The organism is Pseudomonas sp. TMP9 (assembly GCF_037943105.1).
Taxonomy (GTDB): Bacteria; Pseudomonadota; Gammaproteobacteria; order Pseudomonadales; family Pseudomonadaceae; genus Aquipseudomonas.
Window position 1 is genome coordinate 2,321,467 of sequence record NZ_CP149803.1, and the last position, 20,519, is coordinate 2,341,985.

Genomic DNA, 20,519 nt, shown 5'->3' on the forward strand with positions numbered 1-20,519 from the left:
GGCAGACAACGCTGCGCTGTCGGGCGCGGCGTCTCTACTCCATCTCTCCACACAGCTGCGCCGCGCGTAACAGCGATGCCGTCAGGCTGTGGCGCTCCCACGCATCCAGCCGCGCAAAGTGCTCGACAAACTCGGGCGGCAGTAAGCTTGGCGCTTGTTGCAGCAAGGCGCGGCCTTGCTCGCTGAGCAGCAACCATTGTTTGCGCCGGTCCTGATCATCACGCTGGCGTTGCAACAAGCCGCGCTCCTCCAACCGATCGAGCATCCCCGATAAGGTCGCGGCCGTGAGGCTGACGCGGCCGCTGAGGTCGCTGGCCGTGAGCCGTGCTTCGCCTGCCAACACCTGCAAGATCATCAGCTGCATCGGTGTTAGCCCACCGAAACGGCTCAGGCGTTTGGCATGCACTTCACCCGCCTGCTGCAAGCGCCGCATGGCCTGAAACAACGGCAACTCGAAGGCTGAAATAGATGACAACTCTATTTCAGTAGAAACCTTTTTATCAGCCATAACTGCCTTTTTATTCATCACAAAACTTTGACATGAAAGCATTATTTTGTTTTGGTGTAAAAGGCTCAGCACCCCGAGCCACTCCCCAACGGCCCTACCGGTAAGGACAACTATGTGCGGAATAGCTGGAGAATTACGCTTTGATCACCAACCAGCCGACTTGGCTGCAGTTGAGCGGATCACCCATCACTTAGCCCCGCGCGGCCCCGATGCGCAGGGCTTTCACAGCCAAGGGCCGATTGCCTTTGGCCACCGTCGGCTGAAGGTCATGGATCTCGCCGAAGCGTCAGGCCAACCGATGATCGACAGCGATCTGGGCCTGTCCATGGTCTTTAACGGTGCCATTTACAACTACCCGGAACTGCGTGATGAGCTGAAAGCGCTGGGCTATCGCTTTTTTTCCGGCGGCGACACCGAGGTGCTGCTCAAGGGCTATCACGCTTGGGGCACAGACCTGCTGCCCAAGCTTAATGGCATGTTCGCCTTCGCCATTTGGGAACGTGACAGCCAACAGTTGTTTATTGCCCGCGACCGCCTTGGGGTAAAGCCGTTGTACTTATCACGGACCGGCCAGCGCCTGCGCTTTGCCTCCAGCCTGCCGGCATTGATGGCCGGTGGCGATATCGGCAAAACCCTCGACCCCATCGCGCTCAACCATTATCTGAACTTCCACGCGGTAGTGCCCGCGCCGCGCACCCTGCTGGCCGGCGTAGAGAAACTACCGCCTGCAACGTGGATGCGCATCGACGCCCAGGGCCACTGCGAGCAGCACACGTGGTGGAACCTGGCGTTCGGCCCGCAACGTGACGAAATTGCCTATGGCTTGGATGAGTGGAAAGAACGCGTGCTCGACGGCATGCGTGAAGCGGTATCGATCCGCCAGCGTGCGGCGGTGGATGTTGGCGTATTGCTGTCTGGCGGGCTCGATTCGAGCCTGTTGGTCGGCTTGCTGCGGGAGGCTGGGGTGGAAAACCTCTCGACTTTCTCCATCGGCTTTCAGGATGCCGGCGGTGAGCGCGGCGACGAATTTCAATACTCCGACCTGATCGCCGAACGCTTCGCCACCCAGCACCATCAACTGCGCGTCGGTGAACACGAAATTCTTGAGCAGTTGCCAGCCGCCTTTCGCGCCATGAGCGAGCCGATGGTCAGCCATGACTGCATCGCCTTCTATCTGCTCTCGCGTGAAGTCGCCAAGCACTGCAAGGTAGTGCAAAGCGGCCAAGGCGCTGATGAGCTGTTCGCCGGCTACCACTGGTACCCAAAGGTGGATGCTGCCGACGATGCCTTTAGCGCCTACCGCGCCGCCTTCTTCGACCGCGACTACGACGAATACGCTGCCTGCGTGCAGCCTGCCTGGCTGACCGGTGATGCGGCGGGCGATTTCGTCCGTGAGCACTTCGCCCAGCCTGGCGCCGTCGCCGCTGTCGACAAGGCGCTGCGCCTGGACAGCACAGTGATGCTGGTCGATGACCCGGTCAAACGAGTCGACAACATGACCATGGCCTGGGGCCTGGAAGCGCGCACGCCGTTTCTCGATTACCGCCTGGCGGAGCTTTCTGCGCGGATCCCCGGGCGCTTCAAGCTGCCCGATGGCGGTAAGCATGTGCTCAAAGAGGCGGCGCGCCAGGTCATCCCCGGCGAGGTGATTGATCGCCCCAAAGGCTACTTCCCAGTGCCGGGCCTCAAGCACCTTGAAGGTGCAACTTTAGGTTGGGTGCGCGACCTGCTGCTCGACCCCAGCCAAGACCGTGGCCTGTTTAACCCGACCATGCTCGACCGCCTGCTGACTGACCCACACGGGCAACTGACACCCTTACGCGGCTCAAAGCTGTGGCAACTGGCTGCGCTCAACCTCTGGCTCAACGAGCACGGCTTGTAAGTACGTGCCTTAAGCAGTCGCCGCGCAGATGAAGTCTGCGCTATTCAAGGCTCAACCCTGCCCGGCACTTATCGGGCGAAGCGACAACGGACAAGGGACATTCCCATGCGCGCCAATGCTATCAACCAGCGCCTGCTGCGCGGCCAAACGCCCTCTTATGAGCGCCTGCAAGCGCGCTTCGCTGAAGAACCCAACAGCGAGATGGGCCAACCGAAAGCGGTGCACTGCGGCTGGGGTCGCCTGCTGATCGGCCACACCTATCCGGATGCCAACAACCTGGCCCGCGACCTGCTAGATGAACAACCCGGCGAGCGTGATATTGCCTTGTATGTTGCGGCGCCCCATCAGGTGTTGGCGCAGGCACCGCAACAACTGTTTCTCGATCCCTCCGACACCCTACGTTTGTGGTTTACCGACTACCGCCAAGCACGCAGGGTGTTTCGGGGTTACCGCATCCGTCGCGCGCAAAACGCTCATGACTGGCAGGCGATCAACAGCCTGTATCAGCTGCGCGGCATGCTACCGATAGACCCCAGCAAACTCACCCCACGCCACCTTGGCGGTCCGGTGTATTGGTTGGCCGAAGATGAAGACAGCGGCGAGGTGATTGGCAGCGTGATGGGCCTTAACCACCAAAAAGCCTACAAAGACCCCGACTGCGGCAGCAGCCTGTGGTGCTTAGCAGTCGATCCACGCTGCAGCCGCCCGGGGGTCGGCGAAGTGCTGGTGCGCTATTTGATTGAGCACTTTATGAGTCGCGGCTTGAGCCATTTGGATTTATCCGTGCTGCACGACAACGACCAAGCCAAAGGCCTGTATGCCAAGCTGGGTTTTCGTGAGCTGCAAACCTTCAGCGTCAAACGTAAAAACGGCATCAATGAAGCGCTGTTTCTCGGCCCCGGCCCGCACACACCCATGAACCCTTACGCGCGGATCATTGTCGATGAAGCCCTGCGCCGGGGGATCGAGGTGCAAGTGGATGACGCCGACGCCGGTCTGTTCACGCTCAATCACGGCGGCCGACGCATTCGCTGCCGCGAATCACTCACGGATCTCACCAGCGCCGTGAGCATGACCCTCTGCCAAGACAAACGCCTGACCCATCGCGTTTTAGCCCAAGCCGGCCTGAAACTGCCGGCGCAACGTTTAGCCGGTAATGCCGAAGACAACGCCGCCTTCCTCGCCGAACACGGCAGCGTGGTGGTCAAACCCGTGGACGGCGAGCAAGGCCAGGGTGTGGCGGTGGATTTACGCACCTCATTGGAGGTGCAAGATGCCATTGAGCGCGCCAGCACCTTCGACAGCCGCGTGCTGCTGGAAAGCTTTCACCCAGGCTGCGACCTGCGCATTCTGGTGATAGGTTTTGCCGTGTTGGCTGCCGCCATTCGCCGCCCGGCACACGTCATCGGCGATGGCCAACACAGCATCGGCGCGCTGATTGATGCGCAAAGCCGCCGCCGACAGGCCGCCACCGAGGGTGAAAGCCGCATTCCCAAGGACGCCGAAACCCTGCGCACCTTGCATGCCGCCGGCGTCGACTACGACAGCGTGCTGCCGGCAGGCCAGCGTTTAGCGGTCCGCAAGACCGCTAATTTGCACACCGGCGGCAGCTTAGAGGACGTGACCGCAAGCCTCCATCCGCTGCTGGCCGATGCCGCGGTAAAAGCCGCCCGCGCCTTGGATATTCCGGTGGTCGGCCTCGACCTGTTGGTGCCCGCCGCCGATCAGCCCGACTACGTGTTTATCGAAGCCAACGAGCGCGCGGGCTTAGCCAACCATCAGCCACAACCCACTGCCGAACGCTTTATCGACCTGCTATTCCCCCTTAGCCGGGTGGATTAATTCAACGTTAGCGGCGCGCCCTCCCGGATTGCGCCAAGGCTTATCCGGGCTACCTCTGAATCACAACCCGCACCCAACCAACCGTAACCCGCACAACCACAACACACCGCAAGCAAAAACACACACCGCGTAGCCCGGATAAGCGCAGCGCAATCCGGGAACCCAACAAACCCACGCAACCCGCACAACCACAACACACCCCAAGCACAACACACAGCACGTAGCCCGGATAAGCGCAGCGCAATCCGGGAACCAAACAAACCCACACTACCCGCACAACCACAACACACCGCAAGCACAACGTGCAGCGCGTAGCCCGGATAAGCCTTAGCGCAATCCGGGAAAGGGATAAGCCCGTTGAACGTCAGGCAAGCCCAGCGCCACCCAGGCCTCATGAATAGGTGTTCGCAAGTCGTATACCTGACTGCGCACCCTCGCTTAACTAGGAGACTTTATATGCAACAGCTCCCCGAACCCGACCTTGTTTACCTGCAAAAAGTATTGCTGGAAATGCTCGCCATCCCCAGCCCAACCGGCTTTACCGACACCATCGTGCGCTACGTCGCCGAGCGCTTGGAGGAGATCGGCATCCCTTTCGAGATGACCCGCCGCGGCACCATTCGCGGCACCCTTAAAGGTAAGCAAACCAGCCCGGACCGCGCTGTTTCGGCGCACTTGGACACCATCGGTGCGATCGTGCGCGAGCTGCAAGATAACGGGCGCCTAGGCTTGGCCGCCGTCGGTTGCTGGTCCAGTCGTTTCGCCGAAGGCAGCCGCGTCAGTGTGTTCACTGATCACGGGGTGATCCGTGGCAGTGTGCTGCCGCTGATGGCCTCCGGGCATGCCTTCAACACCGCCGTGGATCAGCTACCAATCAGTTGGGACCATGTCGAACTGCGCGTGGATGCCTACTGCAGCACCCGCGCCGACTGCGAATCCCTTGGCATCTCGGTGGGCGACTTCGTCGCCTTCGACCCGCTGCCGGAGTTCACCGAAAGCGGCCATATCAGCGCTCGTCACTTGGATGACAAAGCCGGCGTCGCCGCCTTGCTCACCGCGCTCAAGGCGATTAAAGAAAGTGGCATCGAGCCAGAGATCGACTGTCATCCGCTGTTTACCATCACCGAGGAAGTGGGTTCCGGCGCAGCCGCTGCTTTGCCTTGGGATGTCAGCGAGTTCGTCGGCATCGACATCGCCCCGGTCGCGCCGGGGCAGCAGTCCAGTGAACACACCGTCAGCGTGGCGATGCAGGATTCCGGCGGGCCGTATGACTATCACCTGTCGCGGCAATTGCTGCGTCTGGCCGAGGAAAATGAGGTGCCGGTGCGCCGTGACCTGTTCCGCTACTACCACAGCGATGCGCAATCAGCAGTTACCGCCGGCCATGATATCCGCACAGCGCTGCTGGCTTTTGGCTGCGACGCCACCCACGGGTATGAACGCACGCATATCGACAGCCTTAAGGCCCTCAGTCGCCTGCTTGCCGCCTACCTGCTCAGCCCACCGGTATTTGCCAGCGACGCCCAGCCAGCACAAGGCTCGCTCGAGCGTTTCAGCCACCAACTGGAGCACGACGCGCAAATGGAAAGTGACACCCGCTTACCGACTGTCGACAGCCTGTGGCGCTCACGCGATCAGGACGCTTGAAGGGCCTCTCGCATACAGGCAAAGTGACAGCACTGCACGGAGCTGAATAACGCTCCGGATAATAATAATGAGATCAGCCAATGCTTCGGATATGCCTGGCAATAGTGCTTGTTTGGCTGAGCGGGTCGGCATGGGCCCTGCTGCCTGCAACGCTGGATAGCGACAACCTGCGCCTACCGCTGGGGTCTTCCATGGCCTACGTGGAAGACCCTCAAGGCACGCTCGGCATCGAGCAGGTCAGTGCCTTGGCCGAGGAACGCTTCACCCCGGTTCAGGGCTCACACGCCAATTTAGGCAAAAATGATTCGGTCTGGTGGTTCAAAGTTGGCTTGGACAACCGTCTGGCAACCAGCCTAGGCGGCTATCTGGAGATCAACTATCCGCTTCTCGACCACCTGCAGATTTTTCTCCTCACCCCCAGCGGTGAATGGCGCGTGCAAGAAAGCGGTGACACCTTCGCGTTTACACAGCGCCCGGTGCAAGTGCGTAACTTCTGGTTCCCGCTGGAGTTGGCGCCCGGTGAAAGTCACCTGGTGATTCGCGTTAAAACCAGCAGCACGATTCTTATGCCGGTGTTTTTCAGCACCTATGACGCCAGCGCAGCGGCTCAGGAAACCCTGGTGGGCATCAACGGTGCGTTTTACGGCTTACTGTTTGCGATGCTCTGCTACAACCTGTTCCTGTTTATCTCGCTGCGTGAATCGGCGTATTTTTGGTACGTGGTTTACAGCCTTAACGTGGTCCTGCTGGCGGCCTGTTTTGACGGCCTGTTGTTCAAGCTGCTGCCGGAGCAGATCGGGCTGCAGTCGGTGAGCATTTACATATTGCTCTACACCCATTGCTTGAGTGCACTGCAGTTCGGCCGGCACTTTCTGCACACCGCCCAGCACTTCCCCAGGCTGGACAGGGCCCTGCGGGCATTGATGCTGGTCTGCGCCGGCTGCCTGATATGCGCACCGCTGATTGGTCTTGACGCGTGGAATATCTTGACCAGCCTCACCATAGTATTCGTTTCGCTGTGCCTGCTGCTCGCCGGCCTGTATGTGTGGCGCAACGGCATTCGCTACGGCTCGTATTACACCCTGGCCTGGTTAATCTTATTGTTCGCCTCCATGCAGGCCGGCAGCGGCTCACTGGGTTTTGAAGTACTCGGTATATTCGGTGCCACGGCGATAAAAATAGGTGTGGCCATTGAGTTGATCGCTCTATCAATCGGCTTAGCCGACCGTATCAACGTTCTCAAGGAAGAAGGCTTCGAGTCGCGCCGCATCGCCGAGCAGGCGGAAATCGAGAACCAAGCAAAAAGTCGTTTTCTGGCCAAGATGAGCCACGAGATCCGCACCCCGTTAAATGGCGTGCTGGGCATGTTGCAACTGCTCAAGGAAACACCCTTAGACCGCAGCCAGCGCTTCTACGTTGACACCATCTCCAGTTCTGGCAGCTCACTCATCGCCGTGATCAACGACATCCTTGATTACGCGCGAATCGAGTCGGGCAAGCTCAGCCTGGAACACATTGAGTTCGACTTGGAAGAGTTGGTTTCCGACACCCTCAGCCTGTTCACCGGGCAGACCCTGGACAAACGCCTGCGCCTTTATGTCAGCTTGGAGAATGGCGTGCCACGTCGCATCCAAGGCGACCCGACCCGGCTTAAACAGGTGCTGATGAACCTACTCAGCAATGCTCTGAAATTCACCGCTGAAGGTCATGTGGCGCTGAATATTAGCCAACGCGATGACGCCCATGGCAACCCTCACCTGGTGTTTGCCATCAGCGACAGCGGTATTGGCATTAGCAACCAAGCGCAGGCTCAGCTGTTCGAATCCTTCTCCCAAGGCGACTCCAGCACCACCCGCCGCTATGGCGGCAGCGGCTTGGGCTTGGTAATCAGTAAGGAGTTGGTCGAGATGATGGGCGGACGCATTGAGGTGCAGAGCACCCCAGGCCAAGGCGCCCGTTTCGCTTTCGATATACCGCTGGCGGATGAGCCACTGTGCGTAGATCCGCTGCATGAGTTGCTCAAAAGCCAAACCGCATTACTGTCGTCCCTTGACAGTCCCGGCCTGGACGCGTTGAGCCGCTTACTCGCACGCTGGGGCATGCGCACTGAGCGCTGCCAGAACCCGGATAAGCTAGGCGATTACTTGCAAAGTTTTGCCGCCACACCTTTGTTGGTTTTGCTCGCCCCTTGGCCCGGCAGCATCCAGCATTGGCTGGACTCAGTGCGCCCGCTGCTGCAACCAGGACAACGCGTGTTGATGCTCTGTGCGCCAGAGCAATGCCAACAACTGCCCAGCCCTGACGGCCTGCGCTTGCTTGGCCTGCCGCAACCACTGGCGATCAATGCACTGCGCAGCGCGCTGCTCGAGCTGTATGCAGAACCGCACACAACTGAGCTAAAACCACCCGCGCAAACCTACAACGAGACCGCCACATCACCGTGCATTCTGGTAGCCGAGGACAACCCGGTAAATCAGTTAGTGGTGCAGGGCTTTCTGAAAAAACGTGGCTATAACGTGCGCGTGGTGACCAATGGCTTGGCCGCTCTGAATGAATATCGGCGCAACCCGAGCGCTACGCAATTGATCCTGATGGACTGTGAAATGCCAGAAATGGATGGCTTCGAGGCCACCCGGCAGATTCGCCGCCTAGAGCGCCAGCTCAACCTGCCTGCCGTACCGATCATCGCAATTACCGCACACATCCTCGACGAACACCGCCGGCATGGCGCCGAATCGGGGATGAATGACTTTATCGGCAAACCACTGGACAGCAATAAGCTCTACAGCACGCTGGAAGCCCATCTAAAACCAGCTAAACCTCCTGACCAGTAACGGCGCAGCAACCAATACGGGCTAAGCCTGTTAGCATCGCCGCTGCGCTCTGGAGGCCACCCCGTGCTGATCCCCTATCACCTGCTCGAAGCTGACACCCTGACCGGTTTGATTGAAGATTTCGTCACCCGCGACGGCACCGACAACGGCGACGAAACCCCGCTGCACACCCGTATCGAACGCGTCCGTCATGCCCTAAGCAAAGGCCAAGCGGTGATTGTTTTCGATGCAGAAAGCCAGCAATGCCAATTAGCGCTAAAACGCGATGTACCCAAAGAGTGGCTGGATGCGCTGGAAGAATAAAACCCACGGCACCCCAGCGGGTTAACGGCAACCCACATCAGGGTTGATGCTGAGCGTATCGAGCACGAACGCGTGATCAAGCGTCGCCGCTTAGCGCGTTAACTCAACCGGCCACGCAGGCCGCCTTCTCGCTCCCACGCGCAACGCACGCGCAAGTCGCCCTCCTGCGGACTGTGGAAACCATTATCCGAATCCCAACGAAAAGTGTGCGTGCCACTCAACTCGGTTTCTAAGTGCACCACTGCACTGGCCCAGTACAGCCGTGTAAGCAGGGCTTCAAACTGCTTGATCCACAGGTTCCACTCATACTCAACGGTGCGATAACTGGCGCCAAAGTGGATCACTTGAGTCTGGTACGAGCCCTCGCCAGGCTGCTCGCAGCAGGCGAACATCTCCCGCCCAAGAAAACTCCAGGCATCGCCCGCTGGCAGCTCATCAAGTACTTGGCGGTTGATTTCACGGCGCAAGCGGCTTTCCGGCGGGCTGTCTGAGGGCCAATCACGGATGCAACCATAAACGATGGATTCGGACTCCACGCGGGCACTCCAACAAATCAAGGCTGCCTTCTATCACAGCCTTACAGACCAAGGAAGGAACGGCTGCTAATTTAGCGTAAACGCCTCTAAACGGCGGCGCTGAGCCTTGACAGTCTAGCGGTGCGCAGGACCGCGACGCATCACCCAGGCAAGTAGCGTCATCAGCACGGCTAATGCCGTCAGCACCATAAACGGCAGTTGATAGTTGCCGGCCATGTCACGCGCCAACCCTGTCAATACCGGCGTCAGACACGCCAAGCTGTAACCCATAAACAACATCATCGCCGTCCAGCGACTGACCGCCATCGGCGAGCCGGCCTCGTACAGCGGCAGCACCAGTGACAGTGCAAAAGAGCCGCCCAACCCAAAGCCAATGGTCACCGCCCACAACTCGGGCAGTACGGTGGGCTGGAAGGTGATCATCATCAGGCTGATCGACGACAACAACCCGCAGCCCATCAGCAATGCATAACGGTTCTGGAAGCGCTGCGCCAACCACGGCAGCAAGAACGAGCTGGGTAAACCCATCAGCATGGACACGCTGAACAAGCTATTGCTTTGTAATAAACTCAGCCCCGCCTCGTGATAACGCGCCACCGCCCATGTGGCTAACGCATAAAACAACCCCGCCTGGATGGCAAAAAATGCACTGATCAGCCACGCGCGCGGCTGCCGCCAGGGCAAACCTATGGCCACGTCACTGTCAGCCTCGACACGATTGGGCAGGCACAACCAAAGCACTAACCCCAGCAGTGCCGGCAAAGCCCATACCGCCAAACCATAGGCCCAGTCATCACCCAACAGTTGCGTAGCCGGAACCGTCAACACTGCGCCACCGGCGCCGCCAATCGCCATACTCAGCGAATACCAACCGACCACACTGCCCATACGGCCAGCAAAATGACGTTTGATAAACCCCGACAGTAATGGCCCAGCCACAGCAATGGCGGCACCCAAGAGCACGGCACTGCCGATTAAAATCACACTGTTGTGGCCCACAACCCGCAGCACTAAGGCCAGCGCAATCAGCGCCATGCACAAGCCAATCGTGCGCTCCAGCCCCAAACGCACCGCGAAACGCGGCGCAAACGGCGCCAGCAAGCCCATGCATAACACCGGCAGCGCCGTGGTCAGGCTGATCATGCTGCGGCTCAACGACAACTCCGTGGCAATCCGCTCAATCAGCGGCGCCAACGAAGTGATGCCAGGGCGCAAGTTAATGGCAGCCAGAATAAGAGCCAGCAACAGCAAGGCTCGGGGGAAAGGTTTCACAGTAAATCCATCGGTTTCGCAGCCATTCCGGCACGGCCACGAACCTTAGAGTGCAAGCCCGCCAGACACAAGCCCGCCCGGCGATTAAGCTGACTGCTGCGTCAATAAAGAAGCCTCAGCAATGCGCTGTCACTTGGTGCGGGGCGCGCGCATCTTGTCGGCCATTTTGGTCATTTCGGTATAGAGCAACTGCGCATTCTGCTTTTTCAACGCCCACGCCATACGGCCTTGCTCGTGGGGCAGAATCATAAATTCGCCTTTGCTGATCTCTTGGTAAATGTAATCGGCAATTTGCTCGGCGTTAATCGGTGAGCTTTCCAGCAACTTACCGACCTGTGCCTTCATCGCCGGCGTCGGGCCGCGGAAGGAGTCGAGCAAGTTGGTTTGGAAGAACGATGGGCACACCACGTGCACGCTGACTTCCTGCATCTTTAACTCGATCAGCAAGCTCTCCGACAACGCCACCACACCCGCCTTGGCCACGTTGTAATTACTCATCGCCGGGCCCTGCATCAAGGCCGCCATAGAGGCGATGTTGACGATCTTACCTTTGCTCTTTTCCAGCAGCGGCAGGAAGGCCTTACAGCCCTTGACCACACCCATCAGGTTGATAGCGATTTGCCAATCCCAATCCTCCAGCGACAACTCACTAAAGAAGCCACCAGACGCCACGCCGGCGTTATTGACGATCACATCAATGCCGCCGAGCTTCTCTTCACAGGCTTGAGCAAATGCCGTCAACTGGCTGTAGTCGCGCACGTCACAGCGCTGCGTAAAGCCATCGCCACCAGCGTCACGCGCCATCTGCAGGGTTTCTAACAGCCCCGCTTCGTTAACATCCGACAGCGCCAACTGCCAGCCCTCACGGGCCCAACGCAAGGCAATCTCACGTCCTAAACCTGAACCTGCGCCCGTGATCATCATGCGATTTTGCATAGGAAATTGCCTTGTGCTGCTGTGAATGATGACGCCAGTGTAGCCGGGTAAATTATCCAGCCCGCACACCATCATCTTTCTGAATAAGGCGGCCTAAGCTCACTCGCGGGGACAACTGCGCAGCAAGATAAAAAACTAAAAACAAAAAGCTGCGCGCATAAAAAAGCCGGTCAATCACCGGCTTTCTCTCATGCCACAACATTTACCCGTCAGTTGATACTCAACTTACCGCGATTCTTCTCCACCGTTGCTTCGCCAATGCCTTTAACTTCCAGCAACTCATCCACTGAGGCGAACGCGCCGTGCTCATCGCGGTAAGCAACAATCGCCTGCGCCTTAACTTGGCCAATACCCAATAGCTCACGTTCTAGGGTGGCCGCATCGGCAGTGTTGAGATTGACGGTGGTAACAGCCACTTCAGCACGTTGTGCATCAGTGCCCGCCGGGGTTGCAACTTCAGCGGCGGAGACCATCAGTGAGAAAGAAGCCAGCAAAGCAAACAACAGAGAAGAGAGTTTTGCGTTAAGCATGGGTGCGTCCTTTCATTAGTTTTAGTGGGGCGCGTGGGACATCCAGCTCCACACTTTGTCAAAACTAGACGCTGTTACACACCTGTCAAACTGGCCTACCAAAAAATCTTCACTGTGCGACGCGGCACTCTATCCAGCAGCATCTATCCCACCCATGCACAGACTCTCGCCACTCGATGTGCAATCAATTCTCGAGCGTGCTCCATTACGGTTCTATGCGGCGTTGCAAATGAATCCAGTCAACAATTTCACCTTCTGGTTTATAGCCACTGACTGTCTCACGCAATAGCTGGCGCACCCGGTCATAGTCATCACGCGCTACCGCCGCCAACATTTCGCTCAGCACTGGCTTAAATGTCTCCCAAGGAAGATGCTCTTCACTGGCGCGCATGATCATTGGATGCTCAGTCGGGCTGACGTTGTCACCGATCAGCAGTTCTTCGTAGAGCTTCTCACCCGGACGCAAGCCGGTGAACTCGATGGCAATATCACCATGGGGCGCTCTATCAGAACGTACGCTTAAGCCGCTGAGGTGAATCATTTTTTCCGCCAGCTCAGCAATTTTCACCGGCTCGCCCATATCCAACACAAACACATCACCGCCCTCACCCATGGCGCCGGCCTGGATCACCAACTGCGCGGCTTCGGGGATGGTCATAAAATAGCGGGTGATATTGGGATGCGTCACCGTCACCGGCCCGCCTTTACTAATTTGCTCGTGAAACAGCGGAATCACCGAGCCGGATGAGCCCAACACATTGCCAAAACGCACCATGGTAAAGCGCGTTTTGTTTAATTGACGTAGCGCTTTGTCATCTTCAAATAACACGGGCGCAGACTCATGGCTAAGCGCTTGCAGCACCATCTCGGCTAAACGCTTAGTACTGCCCATCACATTGGTGGGCCGCACCGCTTTATCGGTTGAGATCAGCACAAAATTGCTCACCCCCGCCCTGATCGCAGCTTGCGCGGTGTTCAGTGTGCCCACCACGTTATTCAGCACACCTTCAGCGATATTGTGCTCAACCATGGGCACATGCTTGTACGCCGCCGCGTGATAAAGCGTGTCTACTTTCCAGGTTTTCATCACATCCAACAGCCGATCGGCACTGCGGATAGACCCCAGAATCGGCACCAAACGCAGCGGCAGCGACTCACGTTTAATCCGCGCTTCAAGCTCTGCGTGAATGCTGTAGAGGTTGAACTCACTGTGCTCAAACAACAAAAGCGTCAGCGGCTGGTTAAGCACAATCTGCCGGCACAACTCAGCACCAATCGAGCCACCCGCGCCGGTGACCATCACCACCTGGCCGCGAATACAGCGCTCAAATAACGCCTGCTGTGGCGGCACCGCATCGCGTCCCAGTAAGTCGGCGATATCCACTTCTTGAACATCATCAACCTTGACCCGACCGCTGGCTAAATCCATAAACCCAGGGACGCTGCGTACATGCAGCGGGAAGCACTCCAGCTCAGCTAAAATCTGCCGCCGCCGAGCACGCGAAACCGAAGGCATGGCCAAGAGAATCTCATCGGCGCCGGTTTCGTTGATCATCTGCTGGATGTGCTTAGAGGTATAAACCCGCAGCCCAGCAATCGTGCGATTGGCAATGCCGGCATCATCATCAATAAACGCGACTGGGCGCATCGCACGTCCCAGCCTGAGTGCCGCCACCAACTGATTACCGGCTGCGCCTGCACCGAAAATCGCCACTTTTGGTGAACCGAAATCACGCCCTTGCAGCCTGCCAGGTTGGTCGGCTGAGAACCAGTCGCCCATAAAATACTGACGCATCAGCAAACGCAGCCCGCCGACCATCACCAGGCTCAACCACCAGTAATTGAACACCATCGAACGCGGTATAAGCTTCGGCGCACCTTGGTGCCAATAAACAACCAACGCCAGTAATAGCGCCGAGAGCGTAACGGCCTTGGCGATGGCGAGCAGCGCATCGTTTCCGAAGTACCGCATCACCGCGCGGTACATACCAAAGCGAATAAACAACGGAATGGCGATAATCGGCGCCAACGCAAATAACCAAGCATGCCCGCCAAAAGGTTCGATCGCCTTGCTATCACCCAACCGCACAACAAACGCCAGCCAAAGGGCCGCCCAGACGAGCAGCACATCCATGCTGACCTGAATCAATCGCTTCTGACGTCGTGGCAAGCTAACCAGACGGCTGCGCAACTTTTCAGCAAGTCTCAACACAACAAACACCTCAATCCTTAGAGCATAAAAACAAGCGAAGTGAAGCCCCTCGCCGGATAAAAAAGACTGCTGCTGGAAAAATTCAACGGTGAACAGACGCTCAGCTACAAATGTAAGACCAACGTCAAAAAACCCTGTCGGCGACGCTACAACTACGCTGGCGGTAATAGCCCTTACAAACCATTAGAATTGCTGGGCCCCTACAACCGCCCATACAACACCTTGACACCTAAACCCTAACTAACTCATCAGTCTGCAGTACCGACCCCGGCGCGTACACTGTGCCCTCGCCAACTACCACCTGATACCCCGCGCTACAGCCTGCCTGCAGCCAGGCCCGCGCGCCAATTTTCACGCCACCGGCCAACTGAACACCAACGCCAAGATGAGCAAAATCCCCAAGACTTGTATCATGATCGACGGTGGCATTGGCATTGACGATACCCCCCTGGCCAATCAGAGCATCAACACCCACCATCGCCAGCGCCATGATCGCCGTACCTGCGCCCACAACAGCGGCAGCACTCACGCAGGCGCGCGGGTGCACGATGGTTACAAGCTGCAAACCAGCCCTGTGAATGGCATTGACGCACTGCTCACGCAGGGCGTTATTACCAATTGCTGCAATGGCGCCTTCGCACTGAATACCTAAGGCAGCTAACCCCGCCACGTCAGCGACAACCGGCCAGCCAAAGGTTTCGCGCAGCTCGGGCCAGCGGTCATCAACAAATGCAACCCATTGCCAATCACCGCTGAGCAACGCTGCTTCTGCAACAGCCTTGCCGTGCCCGCCTGCACCGATGATAAGTAATGTCTTCTCGCTCACGCCCGCAGCTCCATTTCACATACCCGGCTTGAAGGCATCAGAGCCAGAGACTTAATGAGAGACACCATGACGACTTACCACCTTGACGAAGGTCAACCAAAGAATACGTATGTCGAACCACAGCGACTGCTTATTTAAATATTCAACATCCAACTTAACCTTTTGCGGAATAGGCAACTCGTCCCGGCCATTGACCTGAGCCCAACCGGTAAGCCCAGGTAGCAGATGATGCACTCCACTTTGCGTACGCAAAGCAATCAAATCGTCCTGATTAAACAATGCAGGCCTTGGACCGACAAAGCTCATGTCGCCCCTTAAGATGCTCCACAGTTGCGGTAACTCATCCAGGCTAGATTTACGCAAGAACGAGCCAATCGGCGTCAGGTGGGCATTGGGGTCTTGTAACAAGTGGGTCGCCACCGCAGGCGTGCCAACACGCATGCTACGAAATTTAGGCATACGGAAAATCTCATTGTCCCGCCCCACGCGATCCGACCAGTACAGCGCAGGCCCATTCGACGTCAGGCGCACAGCCAAGGCAACTAGGCCAACCGGTAACAGAAGTACCAGCGCAGCACACGCGCCAAGAAACAGGTCAAACAAACGCTTCATATCCACCACACATAAATAAAATCACCCACGGGTTAAACGTTGGAAAAATGCAGTCGCGTTAACCCGGTAACGCACATCCAACATACCTTCAGCGCTGCTGAAGAAAACTCTCCGCCGTTTTAGCCAGCGCCTCATCAACGCTGACTGGCGGAGTCCAATTGAGTAGTTCGCGTGTCTTGCTGATATCGACTTGCAGCGAGCCACACAACCGTTGGGCAAGTGCTTGCTTACCCAACAGCGCCGCCCCTACTTCGAGCAACCGACTTGGCACTGGCAACAAGCGCGCCGGCTTGCCCAGCGCCGTGCCCATCCGGCGCAACAACTCGGTAGTCGAAAGATCCTCGCCATCACTGACCAAAAAGGTCTGATTCGCAGCAGCAGGGTGGTCGATACAGGTCACGATCAGATCGATCAAATTGTCCAAGGCGACAAGGCTGCGTCGATTGTGGATAGCCCCAAAAGGCAAAGGCACACCCTTGTGCAGCCAGCGCATCATGTTAAGGAAGTTGGCCTTAACACCCGGCCCATAAACCAGAACCGGACGGATAATTACCACCTGCATCCCGGTTTCGTCCGCCAATACCCGCAAACCCTGTTCGGCCTCCATCTTGGAGATGCCATACGGGTCCATAGGATCAGGCTGAGCATCAGCGTGGTAAGGCATACCTAGAACCGTGCCCTCCCCGTTGACCTTGATCGAGCTGATAAAGATAAAGCGACTTACACCTGCTGCAACTGCCTGCCGCGCCAGATTCAAGGTGCCGTCGACATTAACCTTGCGGAATTCGGTGAGTGGGTCAGATGACGTATCGTTCATGACGTGGACGCGAGCGGCGCAGTGAATAATCGCCTCAATTCCGTCGAGTGCGAATTTCCAGTCTGTATTGGCGTTGAGTCCAGCCACGGACAAATGCTTAACTCCGCTCGGAACACTCATCGGAGCACGAGAACAGACGAGCACCTGCATACCGTCACTGCAAAGGCGATTAAGCACAGATTGCCCAACGAACCCCGTACCTCCAGTCAACAGCACTTTCTTTAACATGACTTGCCGTCCCTGCGAGTGGCCTGACGAAACAAACTCACCAGATCCGAGAAGAGTTTTCCCTTGGAGAAATATTCTTCATAGTAATGTTTGCCCAACGCCCCCATCGCCTCGCGCTGACTCGAGGTCATCAGCGCCATTTGCTCGACAACGTTGGCGAACGCCTGACGATCACCCGAAGAACAGGCTAGACCGGCACCGGCCTCCCCAATGACTCGGGCCGCTTCACCATCGATCATGCCCAGGATCGGCTTACCGGATGCCAAGTAGGCCTGTACCTTGCCGGGGATGGTTTTCTCGAATACTTCGTTAGTTTTCAGCGAGACCAGCAATGCATCTGCCGTAGCGAACAGAGGTGGCATGGCGTCGAGAGGATGGCGCCCTAACAGATACACATTGTCCAATCCCCGTTCGGCGACCTGTTGTTCAAGCCATCCACTCATCCTGCCGTCGCCGACGATCACCCAACGTATGGCCAACTTGCCACGCAAAGCCTCGGCTACATCGAGAATGGCGGGAAAGTCCTGCGCCTCACCCAAGTTGCCGGCAAACAAAATGGTGAAAAACTGCAGATCACGCTTGATCAGAGGCGAGTCCTCCGCAGGCAGACTAGAAAAGCCATCCTCGGCCCAACTTGGGAAATAAACCAGCCGCTCGGATGGCATCTCCAGCGTACAATACTTCCTCACGCTGGAGCTAAAAGCTTTCGATTGGAGGAGCAAATAGTCGGCCCTGTTATAGATCCAGGATACTCCTTTGCCCACTAGAGCAAGTAGACGTGCATTGCTCAAGACTCCAACCGCCTTTAATGTTTCGGGCCACAGATCCAGAACCCAGATAAACACAGGCACCCGCTTGAACTTGCCGATCACTAACGCAGGTATTGCAGACATGATCGGTGATACCGCATAAACGAAAATGGCGTCGAACTCTTTTCCACGCAACTTCCAACAACCCAACACAGATCCGCTAATAAAAAACGACACGTAGTTCAGAATAAGAGTGATGCTGCGCTTACCGCGTGGAATGAATGGCACCCGCACAATCTTTGCACCCCGATACTCGGCGTAGTGCTCAGGCGACCGGCGATAATCCTCAAATACGCGCCCTTCCGGATAATTGGGCAAGCCAGTCAATACCGTGACTTCGTGACCACGCTGAACCAATCCCTCAGCAAGATCATTGACTCGCATGTTCTCTGGCCAGAAATATTGACTTACGATTAGAACCTTCAATTTTTGCTCAAACATATAAAGGCTCAGTTGTTCTGCTTCCAAACAGTGCGCATCACATAGTCACGATAACTGTGCACGATGCGCACTACCTTGTCGGCCACGTTGGGCATGCTGTAATCACCGACTAGGCGTAGACTGCGCTCTTTACCACGACCTTGGGTTTCCAAAAGTTGCAGCGCCTGCATAACGCGCTCAACTTCTAGGCCAACCATCATTACCGCAGCTTCCTCCATGCCTTCCGGACGTTCATGAGCCTCGCGGATGTTCAGCGCCGGAAAGTTGAGAATCGACGACTCCTCATTGATTGTGCCGCTATCAGATAACACCGCCTTAGAGGTAAGTTGCAGCTTATTGAAATCCATAAAACCCAACGGCTTCAGCAACCGCACATTGTCATGAAACAACACACCCATTGCATCGATTCGCTTCTGGGTGCGCGGATGCGTAGACACAATTACCGGGTAATCGTAATGTTCAGCAACCGTGTTGAGCACATCCACCAGCTTGAGGAAATTAGTGTCCGAGTCGATATTTTCTTCGCGGTGCCCACTGACCACAAAGAACTTACCCGCCTCTAAACCTAAGCGCTCCAACACATCAGAGGCTTCGATACCTTCACGGTAATAATTGAGCACCTCAAACATCGGGCTACCGGTCTTGATAATCATGTCGGGCGGCAAACCTTCACGCAGCAGATAGTCACGCGCAATGGTGCTGTAGGTCAGATTGATATCAGCCGTGTGATCAACAATGCGCCGGTTAATCTCTTCCGGTACACGCATGTCGAAACAGCGGTTGCCGGCTTCCATATGGAAGGTAGGAATCTTGCGGCGTTTTGCGGGAATCACGGCCATGCAGCTGTTGGTGTCACCCAACACCAGCAAAGCTTCGGGTTTCACCTCCGCCAGCACGCGATCCACCGCAATAATCACATTACCGATGGTTTCGGCACCGCTGCTACCGGCCGCATTGAGAAAGTGATCCGGCTTGCGAATACCCAAGTCATCAAAAAAAATCTGATTCAACTCATAATCGTAATTCTGACCGGTATGCACTAACACATGCTCACAGCACTCATCCAGCTTGGCCATGACTCGCGACAGGCGAATGATCTCCGGACGGGTGCCCACTACCGTTACAACTTTCAGTTTTTTCATTACGGTGTCCTGTTCGCTGCCGCTCATGCCTCAGTACCCACCGCGCGGGTGAAGGTATCTGGGTGTTCACGATCAAATATTTCATTCGCCCAGAGCATTACCATCATTTCCTTATCACCGACATTGGTAATGTCATGCGTCCAACCTGGAACGGTTTCAACGATTTCAGGCGTATCACCCTCAGTGAACAGCTCGTAGAACTCGCCGGAAACAATCTGTCGGAAACGGAAACAAGCTTTACCCTTTATGACCAAAAACTTTTCGGTCTTGGAGTGGTGATAATGCCCACCACGAGTAATGCCTGGATGCGCAGTAAAGAACGAAAACTGCCCCGAATCCTTGGTTTTAAGCATTTCCACAAACACGCCACGAGCGTCACCGTATTTCGGCACTTCATAAGTGAAACGTTCGGGCGGCAAGTAGCTGATATACGTGGAATACAACCCCCGCACCAGCCCAGTCCCCACCGGCTCGGTGATCATCGACTTGCGGCTATTGCGGAAGGTATGCAGCTGTTCGGCCAGTTCGCCAATCGTAATGCTGTATTGAGGCTCGACACTGACGAAAGGCCCGCCGGCTAACTGGCCATCCATGACCCCAATGAAATGACTGATCACGTCGTCGATGTAGACGAGATTGATGCGAGCATCGGGATCATTAATCTGGATAGGCAAATCACGCGTGATGTTATGGCAGAAGGTCGCCACCGCAGAGTTGTAATTCGGGCGCGCCCACTTGCCAAATACATTGGGCAAGCGAAACAGATGCACTGCGGCACAACTGGTGGCTGCCAGCTCAAGCAATGCCTCTTCGGCACCACGCTTGCTGTTGCCATAGGCGTTATCCAGTTCAGCTTGACTGGATGATGTGTACAGCACCTGAGTCTGTCGACCACTGGCCTTGATCGCCTTGCAAAGCGCGATGGTTAAATCGGTATTGCCGGCCTTGAAATCAAGCGGATTCTGCGGACGGTTAACGCCAGCAAGGTGAAAAATGCAATCTGCCTCCGCTACTAGGTTCGGCAAGCTCGCCAACGAATCTTCACGGGTAAAACGCAACACCTCGACATCCGCACGCTCGCTCAAATGCGCAACAAGGTTCTGGCCAACAAAGCCATTAGCGCCTGTGATCAGTACCTTCAT

At 56.7% G+C, this 20,519-nt stretch carries 17 protein-coding genes; 5 read left to right on the forward strand and 12 right to left on the reverse strand.

What is annotated here, in order from left to right; genetic code table 11:
- Positions 1 to 34 precede the first annotated feature (34 nt).
- A complete protein-coding gene (locus WF513_RS11090; protein WP_339079427.1) occupies positions 35 to 508 on the reverse strand; it encodes a MarR family transcriptional regulator in 474 nt (157 codons plus the stop codon).
- A 112-nt stretch (positions 509 to 620) separates the two neighbouring features.
- On the opposite strand from WF513_RS11090, the gene WF513_RS11095 reads away from it, so the two are divergent.
- From WF513_RS11095 to WF513_RS11115, 5 genes are all read left to right on the forward strand, one after another.
- Positions 621 to 2,390: an N-acetylglutaminylglutamine amidotransferase gene (locus WF513_RS11095; protein WP_339079429.1), complete on the forward strand. Its 1,770-nt coding sequence runs from the start codon at positions 621 to 623 to the stop codon at positions 2,388 to 2,390.
- 105 nt (positions 2,391 to 2,495) lie between these two features.
- Positions 2,496 to 4,232 carry an N-acetylglutaminylglutamine synthetase gene (ngg, locus tag WF513_RS11100; RefSeq protein ID WP_339079430.1) on the forward strand — a complete coding sequence of 579 codons (1,737 nt, stop codon included), beginning with the start codon at positions 2,496 to 2,498 and terminating at the stop codon, positions 4,230 to 4,232.
- Between the two features lie 456 nt (positions 4,233 to 4,688).
- A complete protein-coding gene (locus WF513_RS11105) occupies positions 4,689 to 5,879 on the forward strand; it encodes an osmoprotectant NAGGN system M42 family peptidase (protein ID WP_339079431.1) in 1,191 nt (396 codons plus the stop codon).
- 80 nt (positions 5,880 to 5,959) lie between these two features.
- A complete protein-coding gene (locus WF513_RS11110; protein ID WP_339079433.1) occupies positions 5,960 to 8,713 on the forward strand; it encodes a 7TM diverse intracellular signaling domain-containing protein in 2,754 nt (917 codons plus the stop codon).
- A gap of 63 nt (positions 8,714 to 8,776) precedes the next feature.
- A complete protein-coding gene (locus WF513_RS11115; RefSeq protein WP_339079434.1) occupies positions 8,777 to 9,016 on the forward strand; it encodes a YheU family protein in 240 nt (79 codons plus the stop codon).
- Between the two features lie 98 nt (positions 9,017 to 9,114).
- Here the strand turns inward: WF513_RS11115 and WF513_RS11120 are convergent, their stop codons facing one another.
- The 11 genes from WF513_RS11120 to WF513_RS11170 all read right to left on the reverse strand — a co-directional run bounded on the left by WF513_RS11120 (position 9,115) and on the right by WF513_RS11170 (position 20,519).
- Positions 9,115 to 9,552: a hypothetical protein gene (locus WF513_RS11120; protein ID WP_339079435.1), complete on the reverse strand. Its 438-nt coding sequence runs from the start codon at positions 9,550 to 9,552 to the stop codon at positions 9,115 to 9,117.
- Between the two features lie 114 nt (positions 9,553 to 9,666).
- Entirely contained in the window at positions 9,667 to 10,824 is a 1,158-nt protein-coding gene (locus tag WF513_RS11125) for an MFS transporter (protein WP_339079436.1), read from the reverse strand.
- Between the two features lie 129 nt (positions 10,825 to 10,953).
- Positions 10,954 to 11,760, reverse strand: a complete 807-nt coding sequence (locus WF513_RS11130; protein ID WP_339079437.1) for an SDR family oxidoreductase — start codon at positions 11,758 to 11,760, stop codon at positions 10,954 to 10,956.
- A 209-nt stretch (positions 11,761 to 11,969) separates the two neighbouring features.
- Positions 11,970 to 12,290: a helix-hairpin-helix domain-containing protein gene (locus tag WF513_RS11135; RefSeq protein WP_339079438.1), complete on the reverse strand. Its 321-nt coding sequence runs from the start codon at positions 12,288 to 12,290 to the stop codon at positions 11,970 to 11,972.
- A 205-nt stretch (positions 12,291 to 12,495) separates the two neighbouring features.
- Positions 12,496 to 14,502, reverse strand: coding sequence for a nucleoside-diphosphate sugar epimerase/dehydratase (locus WF513_RS11140; protein ID WP_339079439.1), 2,007 nt, complete (start codon positions 14,500 to 14,502; stop codon positions 12,496 to 12,498).
- Positions 14,503 to 14,731: 229 nt separating this feature from the next.
- The gene (locus WF513_RS11145; RefSeq protein WP_339079440.1) at positions 14,732 to 15,328 is read right to left on the reverse strand and encodes an acetyltransferase; all 597 of its coding nucleotides are present in this window, start codon (positions 15,326 to 15,328) and stop codon (positions 14,732 to 14,734) included.
- A 51-nt stretch (positions 15,329 to 15,379) separates the two neighbouring features.
- Positions 15,380 to 15,940, reverse strand: a complete 561-nt coding sequence (locus tag WF513_RS11150; RefSeq protein WP_339079441.1) for a sugar transferase — start codon at positions 15,938 to 15,940, stop codon at positions 15,380 to 15,382.
- Between the two features lie 88 nt (positions 15,941 to 16,028).
- Entirely contained in the window at positions 16,029 to 16,985 is a 957-nt protein-coding gene (locus WF513_RS11155) for an SDR family oxidoreductase (protein WP_339079442.1), read from the reverse strand.
- Positions 16,979 to 18,235: a glycosyltransferase family 4 protein gene (locus WF513_RS11160; RefSeq protein ID WP_339079443.1), complete on the reverse strand. Its 1,257-nt coding sequence runs from the start codon at positions 18,233 to 18,235 to the stop codon at positions 16,979 to 16,981. The genes WF513_RS11155 and WF513_RS11160 overlap by 7 nt, the downstream gene beginning before the upstream one ends.
- An 8-nt stretch (positions 18,236 to 18,243) precedes the next feature.
- A complete protein-coding gene (gene wecB / locus WF513_RS11165) occupies positions 18,244 to 19,377 on the reverse strand; it encodes a UDP-N-acetylglucosamine 2-epimerase (non-hydrolyzing) (RefSeq protein ID WP_339079444.1) in 1,134 nt (377 codons plus the stop codon).
- A gap of 23 nt (positions 19,378 to 19,400) precedes the next feature.
- On the reverse strand, positions 19,401 to 20,519 hold the full coding sequence (locus tag WF513_RS11170; protein ID WP_339079446.1) for an NAD-dependent epimerase/dehydratase family protein: 1,119 nt from the start codon (positions 20,517 to 20,519) through the stop codon (positions 19,401 to 19,403).

Coding starts and splice junctions, on each gene's coding strand:
- WF513_RS11090 (WP_339079427.1), bottom strand. CDS start 508: ATGGCTGATAAAAAGGTTTCTACTGAAATAGAGTTGTCATCTATTTCA.
- WF513_RS11095 (WP_339079429.1), top strand. CDS start 621: ATGTGCGGAATAGCTGGAGAATTACGCTTTGATCACCAACCAGCCGAC.
- ngg (WP_339079430.1), top strand. CDS start 2,496: ATGCGCGCCAATGCTATCAACCAGCGCCTGCTGCGCGGCCAAACGCCC.
- WF513_RS11105 (WP_339079431.1), top strand. CDS start 4,689: ATGCAACAGCTCCCCGAACCCGACCTTGTTTACCTGCAAAAAGTATTG.
- WF513_RS11110 (WP_339079433.1), top strand. CDS start 5,960: ATGCTTCGGATATGCCTGGCAATAGTGCTTGTTTGGCTGAGCGGGTCG.
- WF513_RS11130 (WP_339079437.1), bottom strand. CDS start 11,760: ATGCAAAATCGCATGATGATCACGGGCGCAGGTTCAGGTTTAGGACGT.
- WF513_RS11135 (WP_339079438.1), bottom strand. CDS start 12,290: ATGCTTAACGCAAAACTCTCTTCTCTGTTGTTTGCTTTGCTGGCTTCT.
- WF513_RS11150 (WP_339079441.1), bottom strand. CDS start 15,940: ATGAAGCGTTTGTTTGACCTGTTTCTTGGCGCGTGTGCTGCGCTGGTA.
- WF513_RS11155 (WP_339079442.1), bottom strand. CDS start 16,985: ATGTTAAAGAAAGTGCTGTTGACTGGAGGTACGGGGTTCGTTGGGCAA.
- WF513_RS11160 (WP_339079443.1), bottom strand. CDS start 18,235: ATGTTTGAGCAAAAATTGAAGGTTCTAATCGTAAGTCAATATTTCTGG.
- wecB (WP_339079444.1), bottom strand. CDS start 19,377: ATGAAAAAACTGAAAGTTGTAACGGTAGTGGGCACCCGTCCGGAGATC.
- WF513_RS11170 (WP_339079446.1), bottom strand. CDS start 20,519: ATGAAGGTACTGATCACAGGCGCTAATGGCTTTGTTGGCCAGAACCTT.